This is a genomic window from Collinsella sp. SGI.095 (genome assembly GCF_050314535.1).
Classification (GTDB): domain Bacteria; phylum Actinomycetota; class Coriobacteriia; order Coriobacteriales; family Coriobacteriaceae; genus Collinsella.
In genome coordinates, this window is the sequence record NZ_JBNPNG010000018.1 from 1 (window position 1) to 23622 (window position 23622).

General features: G+C 63.3%; 19 protein-coding genes and 3 tRNA genes. All 22 read right to left on the minus strand.

Annotation, left to right across the window (positions count from 1 at the left end):
• Positions 1–130: 130 nt before the first annotated feature.
• The gene (locus tag ACQRCA_RS06960) at positions 131–2962 is read right to left on the minus strand and encodes a molybdopterin-dependent oxidoreductase (protein WP_427719663.1); all 2832 of its coding nucleotides are present in this window, start codon (positions 2960–2962) and stop codon (positions 131–133) included.
• Positions 2962–3876: an FAD binding domain-containing protein gene (locus ACQRCA_RS06965; RefSeq protein ID WP_427719664.1), complete on the minus strand. Its 915-nt coding sequence runs from the start codon at positions 3874–3876 to the stop codon at positions 2962–2964. The genes ACQRCA_RS06960 and ACQRCA_RS06965 overlap by 1 nt, the downstream gene beginning before the upstream one ends.
• A gap of 121 nt (positions 3877–3997) precedes the next feature.
• On the minus strand, positions 3998–5353 hold the full coding sequence (gene gdhA, locus ACQRCA_RS06970) for an NADP-specific glutamate dehydrogenase (protein WP_154515369.1): 1356 nt from the start codon (positions 5351–5353) through the stop codon (positions 3998–4000).
• 583 nt (positions 5354–5936) lie between these two features.
• Positions 5937–6033 (minus strand) — tRNA-Sec (locus tag ACQRCA_RS06975).
• A gap of 36 nt (positions 6034–6069) precedes the next feature.
• Positions 6070–8037 carry a selenocysteine-specific translation elongation factor gene (gene selB / locus ACQRCA_RS06980; RefSeq protein WP_427719665.1) on the minus strand — a complete coding sequence of 656 codons (1968 nt, stop codon included), beginning with the start codon at positions 8035–8037 and terminating at the stop codon, positions 6070–6072.
• Complete coding sequence (gene selA / locus ACQRCA_RS06985) at positions 8034–9491, minus strand: L-seryl-tRNA(Sec) selenium transferase (RefSeq protein WP_427719666.1); 1458 nt, start codon at positions 9489–9491, stop codon at positions 8034–8036. Before selA ends, selB begins: the two co-directional genes overlap by 4 nt.
• A 140-nt stretch (positions 9492–9631) precedes the next feature.
• The gene (locus ACQRCA_RS06990) at positions 9632–10471 is read right to left on the minus strand and encodes a formate/nitrite transporter family protein (RefSeq protein ID WP_427719667.1); all 840 of its coding nucleotides are present in this window, start codon (positions 10469–10471) and stop codon (positions 9632–9634) included.
• 260 nt (positions 10472–10731) lie between these two features.
• Complete coding sequence (locus ACQRCA_RS06995; protein ID WP_427719668.1) at positions 10732–10881, minus strand: hypothetical protein; 150 nt, start codon at positions 10879–10881, stop codon at positions 10732–10734.
• Positions 10882–11302: 421 nt separating this feature from the next.
• Positions 11303–11376: transfer RNA gene (locus ACQRCA_RS07000), tRNA-Gly, on the minus strand.
• A gap of 6 nt (positions 11377–11382) precedes the next feature.
• Positions 11383–11459 (minus strand) — tRNA-Pro (locus ACQRCA_RS07005).
• A 91-nt stretch (positions 11460–11550) separates the two neighbouring features.
• Positions 11551–12909, minus strand: coding sequence for a branched-chain amino acid transport system II carrier protein (gene brnQ, locus ACQRCA_RS07010; RefSeq protein ID WP_427719669.1), 1359 nt, complete (start codon positions 12907–12909; stop codon positions 11551–11553).
• Positions 12910–12976: 67 nt separating this feature from the next.
• Positions 12977–14116 (minus strand): aminotransferase class V-fold PLP-dependent enzyme, encoded by a 1140-nt coding sequence (locus ACQRCA_RS07015; protein ID WP_427719670.1) that lies wholly within the window; start codon positions 14114–14116, stop codon positions 12977–12979.
• Positions 14113–14364, minus strand: coding sequence for a DUF3343 domain-containing protein (locus tag ACQRCA_RS07020; RefSeq protein ID WP_427719671.1), 252 nt, complete (start codon positions 14362–14364; stop codon positions 14113–14115). Before ACQRCA_RS07020 ends, ACQRCA_RS07015 begins: the two co-directional genes overlap by 4 nt.
• 19 nt (positions 14365–14383) lie before the next feature.
• Positions 14384–15010, minus strand: a complete 627-nt coding sequence (yedF, locus tag ACQRCA_RS07025) for a sulfurtransferase-like selenium metabolism protein YedF (RefSeq protein WP_427719672.1) — start codon at positions 15008–15010, stop codon at positions 14384–14386.
• Between the two features lie 60 nt (positions 15011–15070).
• Entirely contained in the window at positions 15071–16120 is a 1050-nt protein-coding gene (gene selD, locus ACQRCA_RS07030; protein ID WP_427719673.1) for a selenide, water dikinase SelD, read from the minus strand.
• An 84-nt stretch (positions 16121–16204) separates the two neighbouring features.
• Positions 16205–16693 carry a BadF/BadG/BcrA/BcrD ATPase family protein gene (locus tag ACQRCA_RS07035; RefSeq protein WP_427719674.1) on the minus strand — a complete coding sequence of 163 codons (489 nt, stop codon included), beginning with the start codon at positions 16691–16693 and terminating at the stop codon, positions 16205–16207.
• 155 nt (positions 16694–16848) lie between these two features.
• A complete protein-coding gene (locus tag ACQRCA_RS07040; protein ID WP_427719675.1) occupies positions 16849–17892 on the minus strand; it encodes a double-cubane-cluster-containing anaerobic reductase in 1044 nt (347 codons plus the stop codon).
• A 170-nt stretch (positions 17893–18062) separates the two neighbouring features.
• On the minus strand, positions 18063–19133 hold the full coding sequence (locus ACQRCA_RS07045; RefSeq protein ID WP_427719676.1) for a sulfate/molybdate ABC transporter ATP-binding protein: 1071 nt from the start codon (positions 19131–19133) through the stop codon (positions 18063–18065).
• A gap of 3 nt (positions 19134–19136) precedes the next feature.
• Positions 19137–20618 (minus strand): molybdate ABC transporter permease subunit, encoded by a 1482-nt coding sequence (modB, locus tag ACQRCA_RS07050; RefSeq protein ID WP_427719677.1) that lies wholly within the window; start codon positions 20616–20618, stop codon positions 19137–19139.
• Between the two features lie 115 nt (positions 20619–20733).
• Positions 20734–21606, minus strand: a complete 873-nt coding sequence (modA, locus tag ACQRCA_RS07055; protein WP_427719678.1) for a molybdate ABC transporter substrate-binding protein — start codon at positions 21604–21606, stop codon at positions 20734–20736.
• Positions 21607–21811: 205 nt separating this feature from the next.
• On the minus strand, positions 21812–22291 hold the full coding sequence (locus ACQRCA_RS07060; protein WP_427719679.1) for a MogA/MoaB family molybdenum cofactor biosynthesis protein: 480 nt from the start codon (positions 22289–22291) through the stop codon (positions 21812–21814).
• Positions 22292–22301: 10 nt separating this feature from the next.
• On the minus strand, positions 22302–23564 hold the full coding sequence (locus ACQRCA_RS07065) for a molybdopterin molybdotransferase MoeA (protein ID WP_427719680.1): 1263 nt from the start codon (positions 23562–23564) through the stop codon (positions 22302–22304).
• Positions 23565–23622 lie beyond the last annotated feature (58 nt).

Genomic DNA, 23622 nt, shown 5'->3' on the forward strand with positions numbered 1-23622 from the left:
CGATCTGCTAAAAAAGCCCCGTCCCAAATTAGCTACCCCCATCGGCTATCTCCCGCAGCCCACAATTCGGTTGAAAAGTGGGCTGCAGTTTCCTCGGGCTTGCCAAAGAGCGGCGGCTGCCGCGCCTCGCCTACTCCCCCAGCAGGGCCTTCTCGGGCGTGATCGGCAGCGAGCGAACCTGGTGGCCGGTGGCGTGCGCCACGGCCGAGGCAACGGCGGCGAGCGGTGTGTTGATGACGACCTCGCCGATCGACTTGGCGCCAAACGGGCCCGTCGGCTCGTAGCTCGGCTCAAAGGCCACGCGAATGCTGCCGATATCCAGGCGCGTGGGCAGCTTGTAGCTCATAAAGTTACCGGTGCGCAGGCGGCCGCGGTCGTCGTGCTCGACAATCTCGTAGAGTGCGTGACCGATGCCCTGGGCAATGCCGCCCTCGGCCTGGACGCGCGCGAGTGCCTCGTTGATCACGGTGCCGCAGTCCACAGCCGCCGCATAGTCCACCACAGTCACCTTGCCGGTGGCCTTGTCGACCTCGACCTCGGCAATGCCGGCCATAAACGGCGGAGGCGAAACGGGCAGGCAGGCAGAAGCATGCGAGGTGAGCGCGTCGCCGCCCGCGATGTTCTTGACGCACAGGTTGGCAAAGTCGCGCAGCGTGAGGTAGCGGCCGCACTCGCGAGCGGCGCGCTCGTCAGACAGACGCACGTACTGGCCGTCGAAGACCACGTCGGCGGCGTCCACGTCCCACATCTGGGCGGCCTTGGCGCAGATCTTCTCGCGCAGCTCGGTCGCGGCATTCTTGGCTGCCAGGCCCGTCACGTACGTGCCCGAGCTCGCGTACGAGCCGGCATCGAACGGCGAGACGTCGGTGTCCACGCCGCGCACCACGATAAGCGAGCTCTCCACGCCCAGCTCCTCGGCGGCAATCTGCGCCAGGATCGTGTCGACACCCATGCCGTTATCGGTGGCGCCGGTGCCGATGGTAATGAAGCCGTCCTCCTCCAGGCGCATGTCGATGCCGCCGATATCCACGTTGGAGATGCCCGAGCCCTGCATGGTGAGCGCGCAGCCCAGAGCACGCACGCGGTCGCCCAGGTCCACGGCCAGCGGCTTGTCGCGCCAGCCGATCATGTCCATCGCGCGCAGCAGGCAGCGGTCGAGAGCGCAGGCGTTGAGCTTTTCGTTGTAGTACTGCGGCATAATCTCGCCCTCGCGCACGATGTTCTTAAGACGCAGGTCGGCGGGATCCATGTGCAGCATGTCGGCGAGCTCGTTGACGGCGCTCTCCACGGCAAACTGGCCCTGGGTGGCGCCGTAGCCGCGATACGCACCGCCGCGGTTGGTGTTGGTGTAGACGGAGTCCCACCTAAAGCGGCTCGCCTTCACATGGTTGTAGATGGGCAGGCTCTTGTGGCCCGAGAGGCCGATCGTCGTGGTGGCATGCTCGCCATACGCGCCGGCGTTGGACAACGTGTGCAGGTCGATGGCCGTGATGGTGCCGTCGTTCATGGCGCCCAGCTTGACGGTCATCTGCATCTGGTGACGCGAGTTGCCCGCAGTGATGGTCTCCTCGCGTGTGTAGCAGCAATAGCTCGGACGGCCAGTCTGCTGGGTCACGAACGCCACGAAAATCTCGCAGCAGCCCGTCTGCTTGGAGCCAAAGCCGCCGCCGATGCGCGGCTTAATAACCTGCACCTGCGACTGCGGAATGTCGAGCGACTGCGCGACCATGCGGCGCACATGGAAGGGCACCTGCGTGGAGGTGGTCACCGAGATGCGGCCGAACGCGTCGGTCGTCGCGAAGGCACGGAAGGTCTCCATGGGCGCGGTCTGCGTGGCCTGGCTGGTGTAAGTGCGCTCAAAGACGATGTCGCTCTGGGCGAAGGCCTCGTCCAGGTCGCCAAAATCGCTGGTACCGCTGCACACCAGGTTGCGAGCAACGTCGCCGCCCTGCGGGAACATAAAGGTCACGTCGCCCTCGGGGTGGACCACGATGTCGTTATCGAGCGCCTGGGTAAAGTCGAGCAGGGGCTCGAGCACCTCGTAGTCGACCTTGATGAGCTTGAGTGCCTTGTCGGCGGCCTCCTCGGTCTCGGCGGCGACGATCGCCACCTCCTCGTTTTGGTAGCGCACCAGGTTCTCGAGGATCAGGCGGTCGTAGGGGCTCGGCTGCGGATAGCTCTGGCCGGCGATGGTAAAGCGGCGCTTGGGCACGTCCTCGTAGGTGTAGACGCCCACCACGCCGGGCACCTTCAGGGCGCGCGACGTATCGATGGAGCGGATCTTGGCACGGGCATACGGGCTGCGCTTGAGCTTGACGATAAGGGCGCCGGCGGGCACCAGGTCTCCTGTGTAGACGGGACGCCCCTCGAGCAGGGCCTTCGAGTCCTTCTTGGGCTGCTTATGGGTGATCTGCTTGTACGAGACGCCATCGCAGCTGGTGTCGTTGACCGGAAGCTCGGGCATCTCAAAGCCCACCTGTACGCCGGACTCGTTAAGGAAGCGGACGATGGCGCGCAGCTGGCTCTCGTAGCCGCTGCAACGGCAGAGGTTGCCGGCGAGCTGGCGCGAGAGCTCCTCGCGCGTGGCGACGAGGCTCGGGTCCTCCTTGGCGGCGCGGGCAAGCGCCAGCACGTTCATGATGAGGCCGGGGGCGCAAAAACCGCACTGCTCGGCACCTTCGGCAGCCATTGCGTGGGCGAGCGCCTCGGACTCGGCCTTGAGGCCCTCGAGCGTGGTGACGGAGCGGCCCTCGACGCGCGCAGCGGGAACCGAGCAGCTCAGCACCGGGTCGCCGTCGAGCCACACCGTGCACAGGCCGCAGTTAGTAGTCTCGCAGGCGCAGCGCACCGACGCGCAGCCCTGCTCGCGCAGCAGCGTAAAGAGCATGGTGTCGGGGGCAATCTGAACCTTGACCTTGCGGCCGTTGAGCGTAAAGGAAAGATCGATGAGTTTGGCAGCCATTAGCGCACCTCGCTAGAATCGACGCCGGGCACGCGGCGGCAGGAATACTCGTCCGTGGCAAACTTAGGCACTTGCACGCCCTCGAGCTCGCGGGCAAGCGAGGCCGAAAGCTCGATGCCGGCGGCGCGGCGCACGGCCTGCACGGCAAGCGGCGCCGAGATGCAACGGCGATAGTCGGCCGAGCCCCACAGGTTGGTGCCGTAGCTCAGTGCGCGTACGGACGCGGCCAGGGCGCGCAGCTCGTCCTCGGAAGGCTGCTCGCTCACCAGGCCGCACGCCTCGCCCTGCAGCAGGGTCGCGCGCAGCGGGCGTGCGCCCACGGTGACATGCCAGCTGTTGTCCCACCAGGCAGCGGTGACGTTTAAGGAGGGGAAGTCGGTCGCGGCCTTGCGCACGGCCTCGTAGCTTGCGCGGTAATCGTGCTTAACGACCACCACGTGCTCGATCACGTCGCGCACGTAACCCATATCCACGAACTCGGCGAGCGGCACGCGGCCGGCACCCGTCAGCTCAACGTACGAATCGAGCGCCAAAAAGGCCGAGAGCACGTCCGAGAAACCAAAGCGACCGTAGATGCTGCCGCCCACCGTGGCGGTGTTGCGCAGCTGCACGCCCACGATATCGTGGACGGCGAACTCAAAGACATGGTTGACAAGCGCGTTGAGCTCGGCATGGCGCTCGAGCTGGCGCAGGGTGCACATGGCACCGATGCGAAACTCGGTCTCGGTCTCCTCGATCTGATCGAGTCCGCAGGCCGAAAGGTCAATCGCCGTCGCCACGCGACGCGAACCCAGGCGCATCCAGATGCCGCCGCCCACAATCTTGTTGTTGCGGTTCTTCTGTAAGAGCTCATAGGCTTCGGCCGCGTTTCCAACGCGAACGTAGGTACCGAACTTGAGTACGTTCTCCCCCATCTCTTCACTTGTCCAGTACCTCTAAGTGTACCAAACGAGGGCGCACAGCCCTCGCCACCATAGAAAAAGGCTCCCAGCCGGATGGCTGGGAGCCTCATCACATGCTATGTCAAGCGAAGATTTAGCAGACGCCCTGGGCGAGCATGGCGTCGGCGACCTTCAGGAAGCCGGCGATGTTGGCGCCCATGACAAAGTTGCCCTCCTGGCCGTACTCCTTGGCGGTGTCGTCCACGTTGTGGAACATGCCGCGCATGAGCTGCTCGAGCTTGCCGTCGACCTCCTCGAAGGTCCAGGACAGGTGCTCGGCGTTCTGGCTCATCTCCAGGCCGGACACGAGCACGCCGCCGGCGTTGGCAGCCTTACCGGGCATAAAGGCGACGCCGTTCTCCTGGAAGTAAGTCGTGGCCTCGATGGTCGTGGGCATGTTCGCGCCCTCGCCGACCACCTTGCAGCCGTTGGCGACGAGCGCCTGGGCGTCCTCGAGCAGCAGCGTGTTCTCGCGAGCGCAGGGCAGCGCGATATCGCAGGGCAGCTGCCACACGCCGCGGCCGTCGCCCTCGTGCCACACGGCGTTGGGCTTCTCGTCAACATACATGGCGAGCGTAACGCCCTTGTCGTGGCCGGAGCGCTTCTTGTTGTAGACGTGCTCGAGCACGGTGTAGTCGATGCCGTCGGGATCCTCGACCCAGCCGTGGGTATCGGAGCAGGCGAGCACCTTGCCGCCGAGCTGGGCGACCTTCTGGACCGCGTAGATAGCGACGTTACCGGAGCCGTGAACGACAACGTTCTTGCCCTCGAAGGAGTCGCCGCGGCTCTTGAGGTACTCGTCCACAAAGTAGACCAGACCGTAACCGGTGGCCTCGGTACGGGCGAGCGAGCCGCCAAAGGAGAGGCCCTTGCCGGTAAGGACGCCGGTCCACTCGTTGGTCAGGCGCTTGTACTGACCGAACATGTAGGCAACCTCGCGGCCGCCAACGCCCAGGTCGCCGGCGGGAACGTCGGTGTTGGGGCCAATGTGGCGATAGAGCTCGGTCATGAAGGACTGGCAGAAGTGCATGATCTCGTTGTTGGACTTGCCCTTGGGGTCAAAGTCGGAGCCGCCCTTGCCGCCGCCCATGGGAAGGGTGGTCAGGCTGTTCTTGAGGATCTGCTCCAGACCCAGGAACTTGAGCATACCCAGGGTGACCGTCGGGTTAAAGCGCAGGCCGCCCTTGTAGGGTCCAATGGCAGAGTTGAACTCGACGCGGTAACCGCGGTTGACCTGAACCTTGCCCTGATCGTCGACCCAGGGAACACGGAACATGACGATGCGCTCGGGCTCGACGAGGCGCTCCAGCAGGGCGGCCTCCTCGTACTCGGGGTGGGCGTCGAGCGCCGGCTGGATGGTGCCGAGGATCTCGGTCGCGGCCTGGATGAACTCAGGCTGCTCGGGATAGCGGGCCTTGAGCTCTTCGAGAACTTTCTGCGTGTAGCTCATGCTTCCTCCAATGATGGGAAACGAAAATGTCGGTCACGGCACCCTATGCGCCGCGAACTTTATCGTGTATGGATAATATCGCACTGTTGCAGCAAAGTTTCGCATAAGCCGACGAGCAGATGTTTCGTTTTGATTACGATGCAGGTAGAAGCGTTTTTGAGCACCCGACGTACAAATCGCGTGTTTCGAAGCTGTTTCGTCCACATGTTCCAAACCACCACATTGGGGACACATGATGCGCCCGGGCACACCGGCGGCAAGACACAGCTGCTCGCATTCCATCATATCGAAGGTGCTGTCAAACGAAACGATGATCTTGCGCTCGTGGTCGAGAACATCACCGGACGGGCCTTCGCGGTGTGCTTCACGATACGCCGCGGCCGCCGCTTCCTCTTCCGTGGTATGTCCACAGCCACCGCAACCGCAGGTACAGGGTTCGGACCAGTCGCAAGTGCAGGGTTCTCCGGTGTCGGGGCAAATACCGCAGGCGACAAGACAGACGACACGGCGGACCCGCACAAAAACAAAACAGCGCCTTTGCGGCACGCAGCAAGACCGCGAGCACAAAAGCGCTGGTGGCGTGTGGCGGGAACGTATGTGAATCGAACACATCCAAGACGTTTTGCACGCCTCGCAACGGTTTTGAGGACCGCGGAGCCCACCGGAGCCCATCCGTTCCCAAGTGCGGCGGTATTTTACCAAACCGAGCAGCCAGTCTAGCGCAGGGACCTCAGGCCACCGGCTTCCTTGTCGAGCACCGTAAAGCGCACGGCATCCAGGTGCTCCAAGATGCTGATGGCACGTTTGCGCGACACACCCAGCGCCTCGCGCAGCACGCTCGTGGTGGCAGCGCCGCCGGCTGTCTCAATGGCAGCGGCGACAAGCTCGCGCGCATGGACCTCGGCGGCGGCGGACAGGGCAACGTCGCGCTCGACCTTAACGATCGAGCGGTTGAGCGAAAGCTCGCGCAGGGCACGCGTCATGGTGTTGCGATCGAGCTGCAGCTGCTCACCCACCTCGGGCAGCGTCGGCGCATCGAGGCCGGCCCCGTCGAGCAGCGCCACAATGCGCTCACACGCCTCGCGCACCACACGCGCCGCGGCGGCAGCGGAGTGCGGGTCGAATACCTCGGCGCCCTCGGCGGCGCACACGCCACGCGAGCAGCCCTCGGCAATCAGAGCCGCGGCAACGCCTTCATCGGCGGCAGGCCACGCAGCATGGGCAACGGCGCCGGGCGTAAAACCCGTCTCCCTGGGAGCCGCCGCGTGCATGGCAGACAGGGTAGCCGCCAGCACGTCCATGGCGGCATCGAGCACGGCGCCATTCGCATACAACGTGCCGCCCGAGCCGGCAAGCTCGCAAACAACACCTCGCGCCACCAACTCGCCCAGTGCTGCCTCAGCCTCACCGGCAACAAGATCGAGCGCCTCGGCAACATCAGCCGCCGCAACCGGCAGCGCTTGCAGCGCCAGCCACGCGTCTACGCCAGCAACGGCATCGCCGGCTTCAAGCGCCGCAAACAGCGCACGCTCGCCGGCCGAAAGCTCGCGTGAGCGACGGCAGCGCGAAAGCAGCACACACCCGCCGCCGATGAGCATAACGGGCGAATACGACAGCACCACGGCATGGTCTCCGGCGCGCAGCGGCAATGGCTCCTCCAGGCGCACCTGCACGGTACGGGTCTCGCCCACCGCCATGGGGGCCTCGCCCTCCAGAAGCATAACGCGGCCGACGACCTCGGCCGTGCCGGCCATCACGTGCACGCGCGCGCCCGACTCGAGCACGCGCGGCTTGGCGCCCTCGCGGCCCAGGTAGGTAAACGTCATCATAAAGCGCAACGTCTGACCAAAGCGACCCGCCACGCCCAGCATCTCACCACGGTCAAGCGCCGCGACACCGTCACCGACCAGGTTGAGCGCCACGCGTTGCCCAGGCAGCGCGCGCGGCGTATCGCCATGCACCTGAATCCCGCGCACACGACAGACCGTACGCGACGGCAAAGCCATCAGCTCGTCGCCCACCGCAACCGGCGCATCGTGCAGCGTTCCCGTAACGACGGTGCCGACACCCTTGATCGTAAAGCAGCGGTCAATCGGCAGACGAGACGAGGCATCGCTCCGATCGGAACGGTCGCGGCAAGCATCCCAGCAGGCACTTACCTGCTCGTCGAGCACCGCAAGCAGCCCGTCGATCCCCTCGCCCGTCTTGGACGACACGGGCACAATCGGCGCGCCCGCAAACACGGTACCCGACAAAAAGTCATCGACATCGAGCTCGGCAAGCTCGGTCATCTCGGCATCGGCCAGGTCGCACATCGTCAGCGCGACCACCATATGCGTAACGCCCAGCAGCTCCAGCACATGCGCGTGCTCGCGGGTCTGCGGCATCACGCCCTCGACGGCCGAAACCACCAGCACGGCCACGTCGATACCCGTGGCGCCCTGCACCATGGCGCGCAGGTAGTGGGCATGGCCAGGCACGTCGACCAGGCCGACAATCTTGCCACTCGGCAGCGCCAGCTCGCCAAAGCCAAGCTCAACGGTCATACCTCGACGACGCTCAACCTCCAGACGGTCGGGATTCTTGCCGGTCAGTGCCTCGATCAATGCCGACTTACCGTGGTCGACGTGGCCCGCCGTGCCAACGATAACGGGACACTCCACCAGCGCCTGGACCTCACTCATCGTGCAAGCGCCTTCTCAACGCATGCGGCAAGCGTCGACGCCGCCGTCTCGATATCGCGGTCGCCCACGAGCGTACGGACGTCAAACAAAATGCGATCGTGCGAGGTTCGCGTGACGACCGGCGTGTCGAAGTCCTGGACAAGCGAGCGCTTGAGCGCATCGACCGTCAGGCGCGCGTCAACAAGACGCACGGCAACGCACATCGTGGGCAGCTCCATGGTAGGCAGCGAGCCGCCACCGGGGGTCGACGATTCCTCGACGATCTCCACCTGAACGGCGCACGGGCAACCGGCCTTATCGAGCCCGGCGACCATACGATCGCGCAGCTTGCGGGCACGTCGCTCCAAATGGGCCTGCGGCAGCGTAAGCATGCTGAGCACCGGAATATCGCGATGGGCAACATCGGCGCCGTCCATGTAGATACGCAGCGTGGTCTCGAGCGCCGACAGAGCCAGTTTGCCCGGACGCAGAGCGCGCATGAGCGGATGTGCGCCGCAGGCCTGGACCAGATCGCGACGGCCCATGATGATGCCCGCCTGCGCCGCGCCCAGCAGCTTATCGCCCGAGCACGACACGATATCGAGCCCCGCCGCGACCGAAGCCGGCGTGGGTTCCTCGCCACCGCGCACCAGGATGTCATCGGGCAGGAGCGCGCCCGACCCCTGGTCCTCATAGAACAGCAGGCCATGCTTGTGAGCAAGCGCCGCAAGCTCCCGCGAGCTCACCTCCTCGTGAAAGCCCTCGATGCGATAGTTGGAAGGATGGACCTTGAGAATCATGGCCGTATCGGGCGTGATGGCTTGCTCATAATCTGCTAGGTGCGTGCGGTTGGTGGCGCCGACCTCGACGAGCTTGGCGCCCGAAGACGCCATGACATCGGGGATGCGAAAGCTGCCGCCGATCTCGACAAGCTCGCCGCGGCTAACGATGACCTCCTTGCCTGCGGCATGGGTAGCCAGCACCAGCAGCACCGCGGCGGCGTTGTTGTTGACCACAAGCGCGTCCTCGGCACCGGTGAGCGAGCGGATCAGCTGCGCGGCGTGTTCCTTGCGCGACCCGCGCGAGCAGGTGTCCACGCTGTACTCGAGCGTACTGTACCCGCGCGCAACCTCGGCCACGGCCTTTGCCGCCGACTCCGCGAGCGGGGCGCGGCCCAAGTTGGTATGGATGACCACGCCCGTGGCGTTGACGGCAGGGCGCAGGCTCGGCAGCGCGGAGCGGTGCGCACGCCACTCGATCGCCGAGGCCAGGTCGCGCTTAGAGCGCGGGGCGGCACCGGCGCGAATGGCGGCGCGTTCCTCGTCGAGCTCGGCCGTGACGGCGGCATGCACCACCGCGTCGCAGGTCTCCCCCGCCGCCTTCACTACCGGCCACTCGGCGAGCAGCTCGTTGACGGAGGGAATGGCGCGCAGGCGGGCGCGAACCTCATCGGACATGTTCTGGCTATCGCTCATGTGCGGCCTTTCAAAACCAAAGGTGAATCAATCGTTCGAACGTCAAACTATCAGCCGATTCGATCGGCTGAGTCAATCAATCGCTATTATCCTCGCACGGCGACGCCCCGCGGAAGGTCCGACTTCAAACAGACGGTACCTTACGCCTCAGACTTCTTGGCGTAGATAAACCAGTAGCCGAGCGCGACCAGAACCGCACCGCCCACGATGTTGCCCAGCGTGGCGGCGGACAGGTTAAACGCAATGCCCGCGGCGTTGAGCGCATCGGCGCCGACGACGTCGGCACCATAGCCGCACGCGTGCATCACGGCACCCATGGGCAAAAAGTACATATTGGCAACGCAGTGCTCAAAACCGCAGGCCACAAAGGCGGCGATGGGCAGCAGAATGCCCACGACCTTATCGACCACGGTCTTGCCGGCGGTACCGATCCACACGGCCAGGCACACAAAGATGTTACACAGGATGCCGCGGAAGAAGATCGTCAGCCAGTCGATCGTCACCTTGCCGGCGGCGACACTCACCATGGAATTGGCGACCGCCTCGCCGTTGAGCTTGTAAATGCCGGCCATGTACACCAAAAAGACGATGAACAGGGCGCCGACAAAGTTGCCAAGCCATACAACGACCCAAGCCTTGAGCATCTGGACCAGGGTGATCTTTTTGCTCTTGAGCGCGCAGACCATAAGCGAATTACCGGTGAACAACTCGGCGCCACACACCAGCACCAGCACCAGGCCCAGGCAAAAGCACAGGCCGCCCACGACGCGCTGGGCACCCCAGCCCAGCGTGCTGTCGCTCAAAAACACCGTAAAGAACAGACCGCCGAAGGCGATAAACGCACCGGCGAACATTGCCAACAGAAAGGCCTTATCGACCGGCAGGTTAGCCTTGGTCACACCGGCGGCCTCGGTCTTGGCCTCGATCGCGGCGGGCGCCAGGCAATCGGGGGCAGGGTACTCCACCTTGGAATCTGCCATGTCAATCACTTCTTTCCTAATCACCAGGGACAAGCGCTGCTACAGCTCCTGTCCCAAGCGGACAAAGTGGGAAAAGTCGTTAGCGGCCACGGCGTCGTACACGGCGTCAACGGCGTCAAAGACTTCCGGGAACATGGGGTTGTAGAACTCCGTGTCGCCCGGCTGAATCCCTATGAAGAAGATATCATCGCACGATTACTCGGTTTCTTCGATCAGAATCGACAAAGGGAGCGAATGCGTGGTGAACATCGACTTGCGGGCTACGTCGCGTTTGTCGAGCAGGCAGATGGAGCCACCTGCTGAGCATGCAGGCCAAAGTCGTCGTCAAACACCAAGATGCCGGCCTTGGCCGACCCGCGAAAACCGCGCTCATCGAGCAGCGCATCGCAGGCCTCGAGTAGCGACGGCACGTGCCAACCATAATCTGCCAGATAATAGCCGGCGTTTCCTGGCCGAGCAATCTCAACCTGAAGCTCAGGTGCAAGTTGCGGTGAAATACGGACTACATGGGCCATAAAAGCCGGAAAACAGTCCGTATTTCACCGCAACTTAGGAGGGGATGTGGGGTCTCCGGCATGTATATGAAAATGCTCTGCTTCCAAAAGGAAGCAGATCCATTCATCAATCTTATGGAGCGGGCGACGGGAAGTCCAAGGGTTTGCTTCGCAAACCCTTGTTTCGCTGCGGGCCATTGGCCCTTGCGTGCTGCGCTGGAAAATGCTCACGCATTTTCTCGGCTTCGCACCCTGCCGGGTTCGATTCCCGTCGCCCGGCACGCTTATGAAAACGGCTCTGGCACCAAATAGAGCCAAAGCCGTTAAAACTATCCTATGGAGCGGGCGACGGGAATCGAACCCGCGTCATCAGCTTGGAAGGCTGGGGTTCTACCATTGAACTACGCCCGCAAGATATGGTCGGGACGACAGGATTTGAACCTGCGACATCCTGCTCCCAAAGCAGGCGCGCTACCAAACTGCGCCACGTCCCGAAGGTGTTGAGCAGCTAAGGTCTAAACCTTGCGTGTCCCAAAGCGAAGGAAATTATAGGGGAGACTTCCCTCCTGTGCAAGCGACGATACCCTAGCTCCTCGAATGTGTGACAAACTGGCTATGGAGCAGGCCAATCACAAACGCCACCACGGCGGCCGGCGCCCACGCGGCTCCAATATCCGCCAGCGGCAGCGCATCGAACGGCAGCCACGCGCCCGTAAAGAACGCATCGCGGACCGAAGTGATTACGCTCTGCACCGCGACGACGCCGCCGACCCAGACCCACACCTGCGGATGCGCGTCGCAAAAGCCGTGCACCAGGCCCATAAGCACCAGCACGATGGCAACGGGATACAAGGCGTTGAGCATGGGCACCGAGAACATGAGGATCGCGTCGAGACCCACGTTGGAGAGCACGCAAGAAAACGCCGCGAACACAAAGGCGAGAACCGCAAAGGGACGGCGCATAGCCTCCTCGGAAGCCTCCGCTCCCCCTTCGACCACATACGTCTCGCAGAAGTAGCGCGAGCAGCAGCTGATGAGGCCAATGCACACGTTCATGCAGGCGAGGAAAAAGATCGCAAAGACCACGACCGTGCCGGCAAGACCAAAGTGCATGGAGGCAGAGCGGGCAAGGATGGCGGCGCCGTTGGTAGCGTCGGGTATAACCGTGCCGAGCTGCATGCCGGCAAGCGCCAGGCCGCAGTAGATGATGGCCATGAGCACGCCGGCGATCACACCAGAACGCGAAATCTCGAAGGCCACGCGCTTGTCATCGTTCACGCCCAGCTCGTGGATGGTCTCGGCGATGATAATGCCAAAGGCGAGCGAAGCGAGCAGGTCCATGGTCTGGTAGCCGGTCAAAAAGCCCTGCACGGCGGCGCCCGCATCGTAGGGAGCCTGAGGCGCGGCAGCCGGTCCCAACGGCGAGACCACGGCGGCACCCACGACCAGCACGATGAGCGCAATGAGCGCGGGGCCCGTAATGCGGCCGAGCACGCGCGTGATAACGCCCGGACGCAGCGTGAGCACAAACGCGACGACGAAGAAGCCAACGGCAAACACCAGACGTGCCGTGCCGAGCGAGACGCCCTCCGGCAGCAGCGGCACCAGCATCTCGAAGGCCGTGGAGCTCGTGCGCGGAATAGCCAGGCACGGGCCGATGGCTAGATACACCGCCGCAACGAAGAATTCGCCAAACTTAGGATGCACACGCCCGGCCAGCTCGCGCGCCGTTCCGGCAAGTGCCACGGCGATAAAGCCCATGACGGGCAGGCCGATGGCGGCAATCAGAAAGCCGAGCATGGCGAGCGGCGTGGCAGAACCTGCCTGCAGCGCCAACAGCGGCGGAATAATGAGGTTGCCGGCGCCAAAGAGCATCGAGAACAGGGCGATGCCGACGGTAACGACATGGTCGGAGCGCAGGCCGCGCGGGGCGGATGAGGCCATGGGACCACCTTTCGGGTCGAAACAAAAACGGGACGGGCAAAAGACCCGTCCCGCAAGTATATACGCTCTAACAGGCTAAATCGCGGAGCGCGTCAATCGCGGTGTCGACTTCCCTGTCCGTGTTGAAATACCCAAACGAGAAACGAACGATACCCTGACGCTCAGTCCCGAGCGCGCGGTGCATGAGCGGGGCACAATGGGCGCCGGGGCGCGTCGCAATCCCCCACCCCTGCATGAGCGCGTCCGAAATCTGGGCAGAGTCGATATCACCCACGTTAAGCGAAACGATCGCCGAGCGCGTCGGCTGGTCAAAGGCACCGTAGAGCTTAATCCCCGGAATCTCGCGCACGCCGGCAAGGAAGCGCTCTGCAAGCGAGCGCTCATGCGCCGCAATCGCCTCGACCCCACCCTGGGCCTCGATAAAGTCGAGGCTGGCAGAAAGGCCCGCGATACCGTGACCGTTGAGCGTACCGGCCTCCAGGCGCGTGGGCCACTCAAGCGGCTGCAGCTCATCGAAGCTGTGTACACCGGTGCCGCCCATGGCCCACGGCGCCACGTCAATGCCTTCCACCACGGCCAGGCCGCCGGTGCCTTGAGGTCCCATGAGCCCCTTGTGGCCGGTAAAGCACACCACGTCGAGCCCCATGGCATCCATGTCAATCTTCGCCGTACCGGCAGACTGCGAGGCGTCGACGATCACCAGCGCACCTGCCGCATGGGCCATGGCCGCTACGCGCGCAATGTCGACCGCGTTGCCGGTCACATTGGAGGCGTGCGTCACCACCACAGCACGCGTGTCCGGCGTCACCAACCGCTCGAGCTCGTCGTAGTCGAGCACGCCGTTCGCGTCGCAGCCCGCATGCTCAACCGCCACACCCTGTTCCGCCGACAGGCGATTGAGCGGGCGTAACACCGAGTTGTGCTCGAGCACCGTCGTGACCACACGGTCGCCGGGGCGCACCACGCCACAGATGGCGGTGTTGAGCGCAGCCGTGGAGTTGGGCGTAAAGCACACATGGTCCGCTCTCGGGCAACCCAAAAGGCGCGCGAGCTTGGCACGGCAACCGTGAATCGTACGAGCCGCATCGAGAGCACCCGACGTGGCGCCGCGCCCGGCATTGCCGAGCGAGCACATCGCCTGCGTCACGGCATCGATGACCGTCTGCGGCTTATGCATGGTCGTCGCCGCGTTATCCAGATAGATCATCGCACGACCTCCCACATTTCAATCACCGTAAAGCCCTCGGTGGGAACACCAGCTGCGGCAAGCTCGGCGCGCAGCAGCTCCTCATCGGCAGGCAACGCCTTCCACGCCAAGCCGCAGCCGGCAGCGACCTCCCCGGGCACGGGAATCGTGCGCCCGGGAAGGCCGCGCTCGATGCATAGGGTCTCGCACCCCATGGCGGCCGCCGTGGTGGGAAACGTGATGACAAGCGCCGGGCGCTTCTCCCTCATGGCAACTCCAACCAATACGCTACGGGCGCACGACGCGCACGGCCTGCTCCATCTTCTCCACGATCACGTACATGTTGGTGACCTCGCCCACCGCAAGCTGGTCTTTAATGCCAAAGTGGTCCAGGCAGGTACCGCAAGTGAGAATCTCGACGCCCTGCTCGGCCAGGCCCTTCAGGTCATCGAGCACCGGCGAGCCCTCGACGGTGAGCTTGGCGCCGCCGTTGTAGAACAGCATGGTCGCGGGCAGCTCCTCCTGCTGCGTCACGGCAAAGATGAAGGCCTTCATGAGCTTGTGGCCCAGCTCGTCGTCGCCGCGGCCCATGCAGTCGGTGTAGACGGAAATGACGAGTTTGCCCTTGCCGACGCTGGCATCACAGAAGGCAGCGCCATCCTGCTCGGGGTCCGCAACGGCCACGGCACCGGCGGTCGCCACGGTCACGTGCCAATCGGCGTCAGAAACCTTCTCGACCGAGGCCGTGCAGCCCTTCTCCTGCGCCATCTTGGAGATGTTCTTGACGGCGGTCTCGTTATCGACCGAGGTCACGACAACGCCCTCGCCATCGAGCTGCTTGAGCGCCTTAAGCGTCTTGACGACGGGCAGAGGGCAGGCATCGCCCATGGCATTAACTTCAATCTTGGTAGACATAGCATTTCCTTTCGAAAGAACCGTTCTAGAGAACGGTAAACAGTTACATAAACGTGCGGGCTAGCGGACAACGTGGACGGCAGAACCGCCCGGCACCGGCTCGCACACGCGGCCGACGACGGAGGCGATACGTCCTTCGGCATGCAGGCGGCGCGCAAGCTCATCCACATCGGCAGCAGGCGCCGCGATAAGCAGGCCGCCCGAGGTCTGCGGATCGTACAGCGCGTCGAGCATGCCCGGCTCCAGGCCATCGTCGACCGCCACGCGCGAGCCAAAGAAGTCCTGGTTGCGGTAGGCGCCGGCAGGGATAATGCCAAGGCGTGCCATGTCGAGCACCTGGTCAAAGAGCGGCACCGCCCCCGACACAAGCTCAATCTGCACGCCCGAGCCCTCGGCCATCTCGCACGCATGTCCGATCAGGCCAAAGCCCGTGATGTCGGTGCAGCCATGAAGCTCGAGGTCCTCGGCCAGACGAATCGGAGCCTCGTTGAGGGTCCGCATCGAGTCAAACATGGCTGCGGCCTCGTCCTGTTCGATGAGCTCGCCCTTAATGGCCGTAGTGATGATGCCCGAGCCGATCGCCTTGGTCAGCAGCAGAACATCGCCCACGCGTGCGCCGCTGTTGGCGAGCATGTGGTCGAGCGCGACAAAGCCACTCACGGACAGGCCGTACTTGGGCTCGTCGTCGTTGATGGTGTGGCCGCCCGCGATGGCACAGCAGGCCTCGACGCACTTGTCGGCGCCGCCCGCCAGAATCTGGCCGGCAACCTCAACGCCCAGGCAACTGGGTATGCAAAGCAGGTTCATGGCATGGCTCGGCCGCCCACCCATGGCGTATATGTCCGACAGCGAGTTTGCCGCGGCGATCTGGCCAAACAGGAACGGGTCGTCGGCCATCGGTGGGAAGAAGTCGATGGACTGCACGAGGCCCAAGTTATCGCCAACGCGGAAGACGCTCGCATCGTCGGAGGTATCGAACCCCACGAGCAGGTTGTCGTTATGCACATTGGGTAAGTCGCCCAGGACCTGGGCGAGGGCTCCAGGAGCCAACTTAGCGGCTCAACCGCTCGCGGCAGTCATCTGCGTGAGCTTCATGAGATCGTCAGCCATCGATACCTCCTCTCATCGGTCAATCAGTTCCTCCCAGTATACGCATGACGGCGCCGAGAGCGGGCAATTTATCGCACCGGCCCCCTACGCGAGCGCCTGGGCGCGAATGGCCGCGCCGATGGCACCGGCAAAGCGGGCCTGGGGCGAGGTAGTGACCGGCGAGCCCACCAATGCGCCAAGACGCTCGACGACATAGGCGTTTTCGCACAGACCACCGGTCAGATAGTACGGGGCGCCCGCGGCTTGCGAGGCCATGGTCGCCACACGCGACACGACGCTGTCGATCACGCCACGGGCAATGTTCTCGCGCGGCTCGCCGCGGCCGATCAGACTAATGACCTCGCTCTCGGCAAACACCGTGCACATGCTGCTGATCTTGGTGGGCTCGCCGGAACGCGCCAGGTCGGCAGCCACGTCATAGCCAGCCGCGGTAAGCTCGCCACGCAGACGCTCGGAAGCATCGACCGAGGAGAACCCGGTTGGCTGCACGCACGTCCACGCCACCGAACCCTCCCCGTCGACCACAGCGGCCTTAGCCGCCGTAGACCCGATATCGATCCCGATCCCTATCATGGCTCTCTCCTAATCTAAACATCAAAGGTAGCGGCGCGTTCAGGCGCCTTAGCTCTAGGTTTCTCAGGTGCCGGAGATTGCCCCGAAAGAGGAGCGCAGCGTACTTTGGGTACGCAAGCGACGGTTTGAGGGGCAAGATCCGGTGCCTGAGGAAGCTAGAGGGTTTCGATGAAGGCGGCGATGCGGGTCTCGATCTGGCCCATGTCGCCATTGCTGTAATCGGTCTCGATCTTCATATACGGAATGCCTGCGCCCTCAACGGCCTCCTGCATGCGTGCACTCTCCACGTTGAAGGTGTGGCAGGCCTGCAGCACGTTCTCCACTACGCCATCGACGTGATACTTCTCGCACATGGCCAGCGTGTTCTCCATGCGGCCTTCGTTGGGCGTCATGACCGAGCAGTTGATGTCCAGGTAGCGGTCGGCGATGGCGCGCAGCATGTCGGGTGCATCCGGGTCGATCATCATGGCCGCCGTGCGCTCACCCGAGCAATCGTCCATGCACACGACCACGCCGCCGTTGGACTCGATGGTGCGACCGATCTTGTTGATCACGCCGCCCACCGGGCAGCCGGTGATCAGAATGCGCTTGGCATCCGCCGCAACCGGGCGCTCGCCCGCGTCATAGGCCTCGTGCAGCTTGGCAACCTTTTGCTCCAACTGCTGCGTATAGGCCTCGATATCAAAGCTGAACGTGCCGGCAAACATGGTGCTCATCAGGTCGACGCCGCTCATGGCCGCCGGCTGGTTGGCCTGCAGTGCAAACATGTCGAGCTGCGCCGCACGCAGACGGTTGCGACGACGGACGGCAGCGCGCAGGTCATCGTCGGTAATCGTGATGCCGTAGAAGCCCTCGAGTCCCTCCTTGAGCAGGCGGCACTCCTCGTACCAGCCTTCACGCTCGTAGGCGCGGTCGCGACCCTGAGGAAGATGCAGAATGTGCGTGCGCTTGAGCTCCCCCAGCAGCTCGTACATCTTCTTCTTGCCGTCGCAGGTGGTCTCGCCGATGATCATGTCGCTAAAGTACGTAAACGGGCACTTTTGCGAGTAGGCAAAGCCGTACGTCGACTTGATGAGCGGACACAGATTTGCCGGCAGCACCTTCTCGGCCTCGGGAATCACCTCGTCGGACGTACCACACAGAGCCACGCTCGAGGCGCCTGCGGCATCGATAATCTCGAGCGGCGTATAGCTGGTCAACTATATCAACGGTCATCGACCATGCGAGCACCGTTGACATTCGTACGACAGCGTCGTGAGTCGCCGTTTAATAAATTATTATCTTGATTGATAAGAGTTTGTCATCCCTCATTCGGCGAACGGCAAGGCAAAGCCGCCGAGGCTTATATCCCCGACGGCATTACCCGGCGCTATCGACAGACCAAATGGATCCTACTGGCATCAAAATGCATGCGCAGCGTCTCGCCCGCTTGCGGCAGCCCGTCGACAGGCACGCCCACCTTGTTGACCTTCCACTGCAGGCGCGTGGGCGCATCGACGCGCGGTACGTCCAGCAGCACCAGCCGCTCAAAGCGCGAATCGCTCACGCGGGCCACATGCAGGTCGTAGCTGTTGCGACCCCGCTCGGCACGGTTGTCAACATGGAAGTAACTTGCGCGAATGCCCAGGTACACCACATTATCGGGAACCTCGCGACCCACGTTAAAGGTCATGCCCCAGTCGAGCGCCTCAACTTCCTCGGGCCCGATCTTTCGTGCGCGGCTTGTGTTCTTGCAGCCCGTCAGGCGCAGCGCCGCCAGCGTCTGCGGACGGCGAACCACGTCCTCGACAGAACCGATCTCCTCGACGCGCCCGTTATGCATCACGCAGATGCGCTGGCAGAGGCGGCACGCTTCGTCGATGTCGTGGCTCACGTAGAGCACGGTGCGGTTGCACACATCGAACAAGTCGAGCATGTTCTGCTCGAGGGCGCTCTTAAGATAGGAATCGAGCGCGCTCATGGGCTCGTCGAACATAAAGATGCCCGGATGCGCCGCCACCATGCGGGCGAGCGCCACGCGTTGCTGCTGTCCGCCCGAAAGGCGCGCGGGATAGCGGTCGGCAAAATCGGCCAGGCCGAAAATGCCCAGATAGCGCTCCGCCAACCTTTTGCGCGCCGCGGCGTCGCCCGCGTCCTTTACACCAGCACATACGTTATCGGCCACCGTCATGTTGGGAAACAGCTGATAGTTTTGGAACAGCAGGGCGCATTTGCGCTCCTGGGGCGACAGGTTGATGCCCGCCGCCGAGTCAAAAAAGGTCATGCCGTTGACGACGATCTTGCCCTCGTCGGGCGTCTCCACGCCGGCAATGCAGCGCAACGTACAGCTCTTGCCGCAACCCGAGGCGCCCAGCAGCGCCACGCGCTCCTCGCCGGCCTCAAGCTGCATGTCGAGCGTAAACCCGGGATAGCGCTTTTTGATATCCAGAACGAGCGACATGGCCTATCGACCTCCCTGCAAAGCGGCATCATCGCGCATGAGCTCGGCCAGCGCCTCGCGATCGATACGCAAGGCATCGCCGCCCGCCGGGTCGAGCGAATCGCCCCGTCCGGCGAGATCTTTGGCCTGCTTGCGCTCCGCACGGGAAAGGCCGCGCTCGCGATACTTTTGCGAATGCGCGGTGTACATGTTGATAAACAGAATGACCAGGAAACTGAACATGATTACGACCACGACCCAAAAGAGGGCCACCGACGTGTTGCCGCCCATCCATTCAAAGTAAATGGCGATGGGAATGGTCTGCGTAATACCGGCGTAGTTGCCCGCAAAGAACAGGGTGCAGCCAAACTCGCCCATTGCGCGGGCAAAGGCGAGCACCGTGCCGGCGGCGATGGAGGGCCAGCCAAGCGGCATCATGAGCTTGGCAAAGATGCGACGTTCGGACCATCCCAAGGTTCGCGCGGCGTCGAGCATCTGCGTGTCGAGGCTCTCGAAGGCACCGAGTGCCGTACGGTAGACCAGGGGAAACGACACCACCACGGCAGATATCACCGCCGCCGGCCACGTAAAGACGATCGAGATGCCGTGCGCGATAAGCCACTGGCCCACCCCGGTCGAGCGGCCAAACAGCATGAGGAGCAGAAAGCCGCAGACCGTGGGCGGCAGCACCATAGGAATCGTAAAAACCGAATCGAGCAGGCCCTTGATGCGACTCGAGGTACCCATAGTCTTCCACGCGGCGAACAGCCCCAGCGCAAAGGAGATCAGCAGGGCAAGGCCGCTCGTTTTTATGGACACCCAAAACGGGCGATAGTCGATGTCGCCAAAGAAGGCTGCGGCGCGCTCCGCCAGCGACGGCGGCACCGTCGTCGACACGTCCGCATACCGCACGAGGGCGGCGTTATCACTCCACAGGGCGCCGTCACCCAAATCTAGCTCGGCATTCGCGGCGTCGGCGGCATTCACTACCGTGTAGTAATCGCCGTTGCCGCCCTTCACTTTAAACTGATAGCGGTAATCGCTTTGCACCAGCGCGTTATCCGAGGTAAAGACCCATTCGAGATTAGAGTCCTCCAGCAACGCCCCACCCATGGAGTGCGACTTGTCGAGCCCCACGAGCATCTTCTTGAGCGCCTTTTGGTCATCTGCCTTTGAGATGTCGAGCCCCGCGTCTTTGGCGGCATGGGCGTCGAGCCAGACCACGATGCTCTCAGGCGTCGTCACCGTCACGAGGGTCGTCTTCTTGTAGATAGGAAAACGGTAACCCTCGGGCTGACCCGCAAACGAACGGGCCGTGCCCTTGGCATTGCGCTCAAACGCGTTGAGGCCAAACCCGACGCCATCGATAAGCGCGGAATCTTCGGTCGCCTGGCAGCCATCGGCGGTGGTGAAGAGTTCCTCGGCCCGAGCAACCCCGGGCGGTGCGGTCAGCACGCACAGAACCGCAGCCAGCACGGCGAGCAGGCGAATCGTTTTCCTTGGCACGGGCGACTCCTCAAACACAGGGCAACGGCGCGCGGACACGCCGGTTCAATCAAAAGGGCGGGCGATCGCGAGAACGCCCGCCCTCAAGCATATCGTTATGCAGCAATGTTGCGAACTACGCGGAAAGCTCAAAGCCGTACTTAGCCCAAATCTTCTGGGCTTTCTTGTTGGTCAGGCAGAAGTCGATGAACGCCTTGGCCTCGTCGGCGTGCTCGGAGCTATCGGCGACAGCGCCGGGATACACGATGGGCTTGTGCGAGTCCTCGGGGCACACGAAGGTCTCCTCGATGCCGTCGTAGCGGAAGATATCGGAGCTGTAGACAAAACCGGCCACGCAGTCGCCCGTAGAGACGTAAGACGCAGCGGTGCCGACCTTGTCGGCCAGAGCCACCTTGTCGGCGAGATCGGGCGCATACTCGCCGTCGTCGCCCTCGGTGCCGGTGTAGAGGCCCACAGAAGCCAAGGCCTGGTTGGCGTACTTGCCGGCGGGAACGGTCTTGGCGTCGCCGATGGCAATCTTGCCGTCCAGATTCGCGACGTCGGCGATGGCCTCGACCCTGGTGTCGGAGCCCTCGGCGCGAATGATCACGAGGTCGTTGACGAACATGTCCTCACGCGTGTCGGCGTCGACGAGCTCGGCGGCCTCGGCGTCGTCCATGGTGCCCTTGGAGGCCGTGATGAGTACGTCGACGGCGGCACCGGCGCGCATCTGCTCGACAAGGTCGCCAGACGCCTTAAACTGCGTGTCGGCAAACGTGGTGCCGGTCTGGTCGGTATAGAGCTTCTGAACCTCGGGCAGGGCCTTCTCGAGCGAGTTGGCGGCAAAGGCTTGCAGCTCGACAGTCTTCTTGGAAGATGCCTTAGCAAAACCGGCATCGGAGCCAGTCGGCCCAGACGTCTTGTTGCCGGAACAGCCGGCAAGCCCAAGGCCGGCTGCGGCGACAGCGGAAAGTGAAACGAACCCGCGGCGAGAAACCGTATCGAACATGTTCAACCCTTTCGAACGCTACGCCCGGGCACCCCGCCGCAAGCTTTATTCTGTTACTAGATTATACTTTTGCACGAATAGTGTTTGTGATAAATATTTCTCGTCTAATAATTTTCCTTTACCGATAACCACGAGACGGCCCGCACTGTCGCTGCATAAAAAAGGCGGAGCAGCCCGTAAGGTCACTCCGCCGCAGGTAATGCGCTTATTTGGCGTGCCCGCCCCCCGCCGTCATTTGAGCTGCGTGCTCCAGCTGGTCGCTCACAGCCTCCCAGCTTTCGCGGGCTGCTTTCGTTGATCCCGGAAAGTTGATGACAAGCGTATGCCCACGCTGCATGCACACGGCGCGCGAAAGCATAGCGCGGCGCGTCTTGGTCATGGAGTACGCACGGATTGCCTCTGCAATGCCCGGTACATCGCGGTCGCAGACGGCACGCGTCGCCTCGGGCGTCACGTCACGCATCGAAAGGCCCGTGCCGCCGCAGGTGAGCACGACATTGGCGTGGTACTCATCGGCCGCTTCCACAATGGCATCACCGATCTCGCTGATGTCGTCGCGCACGACCACATGTGAGGCGACCGCCCAGCCCTGCGCCGCGATGAGTTCCTCGAGCGCAGCACCCGCCTCGTCCTGGGCAAGATCGCGCGTATCCGAGCACGTCACAATCGATATCTTCAGCTCCATAGCATTCCTCCTATAGCACCGTGCCCTCAGGCAAGTCGACACGCATGACATCCACGACGTCGCCCGCCCTGAGGTCACACGGGCCTTCGTCAATACGCAGCAGGCAGTTGGCCCGCTGCATCGTGCCGAGCAGCGCCGAATTCTGCGTCTTGGCCTCGGTCACCAACAGCTCACCGGTCTCGGGGTCGCGCAAAACCGTGGCACGATCGAAGAAGCGGCGATGCTGTCGCTTCTTCACGCCGTGTGTGAGCTTCGCCTGCTGCACGGGACGCAGGCCCTCGGCAAAGCCGCGCATCTTGCGGATCGCCGGGCGGGCGAGCATCTCAAAGCCCACATACGCCGCCGCGGGATTGCCCGAAAGTCCCAAATATGGCTTGCCCCCAAGCAGGCCAAACGTGATGGCCTTGCCGGGACGCATCGAGATGCGGTCGAACAGCACCTCGCCCTCGCGCCGAACGAGCGCCGTCACATAGTCGTAATCACCCGCAGAGGCGCCACCACTCGTAATGACAAAATCGCACTCCTGCGCGGCGCGATGCACCAACTCGGCAATCGCCTGCTCATCATCGGGCGCAATGCCGTAGAACACGGGCTCGGCTCCTGCATCGAGCGCCTCGGCCATCAACGCCGACGAGTTGGAGTCGCGAATCTGCCCGCGCGCCGGCACGTTACTCGGTGCGACCAGTTCCGTCCCCAGCGAGATAATGCCCACGCGCGGCGCGGCATGCACCTTCACGCTCGCATACCCGGCGCTCGCCAGCAAGCCGGCGCCCGCCGGAGCCACAACCTCTCCAACGTACATCACGACGTCGCCAGCATGCGCTTCCTCAGCAGCCGATCGAACGTTCTCCCCCACCTTGGCCGGCGCCGAGAATCTCACACGCGAACCCTCGTTGCCGTCACCGTCGAGCACATCGACGATCTCGTACTTCACCACGGCATCGGCACCTTCGGGAACCGGCGCACCCGTCATGATACGAACCGTGTCGCCCGTGCCGATTGCGCCCTCAAACACATGGCCCGCAGCCTCGTGTCCGATAACGTCGAGCGTCACCGGCGCCTCGCCAGATGCCTGCACCAAGTCCGCCGTGCGCACGGCATATCCGTCCATAGCGCTGTTGGCAAACGGCGAAATGTCGATATCGGCCACCGCGTCCTCGGCCAAGGGAAGACCGGCGGCCTGCCACACGGGAATCTCGACGAGATCGGTCGGAGCAACGTGCGACAGAACAATCGACTGCGCGTCCTCCAGCGGAATGAGTTTCTCTGCCATATGCACCTCTTAATGCCACAGCGCACAACGGGGGCGCCAATTCTTTATGCTTGTCTCA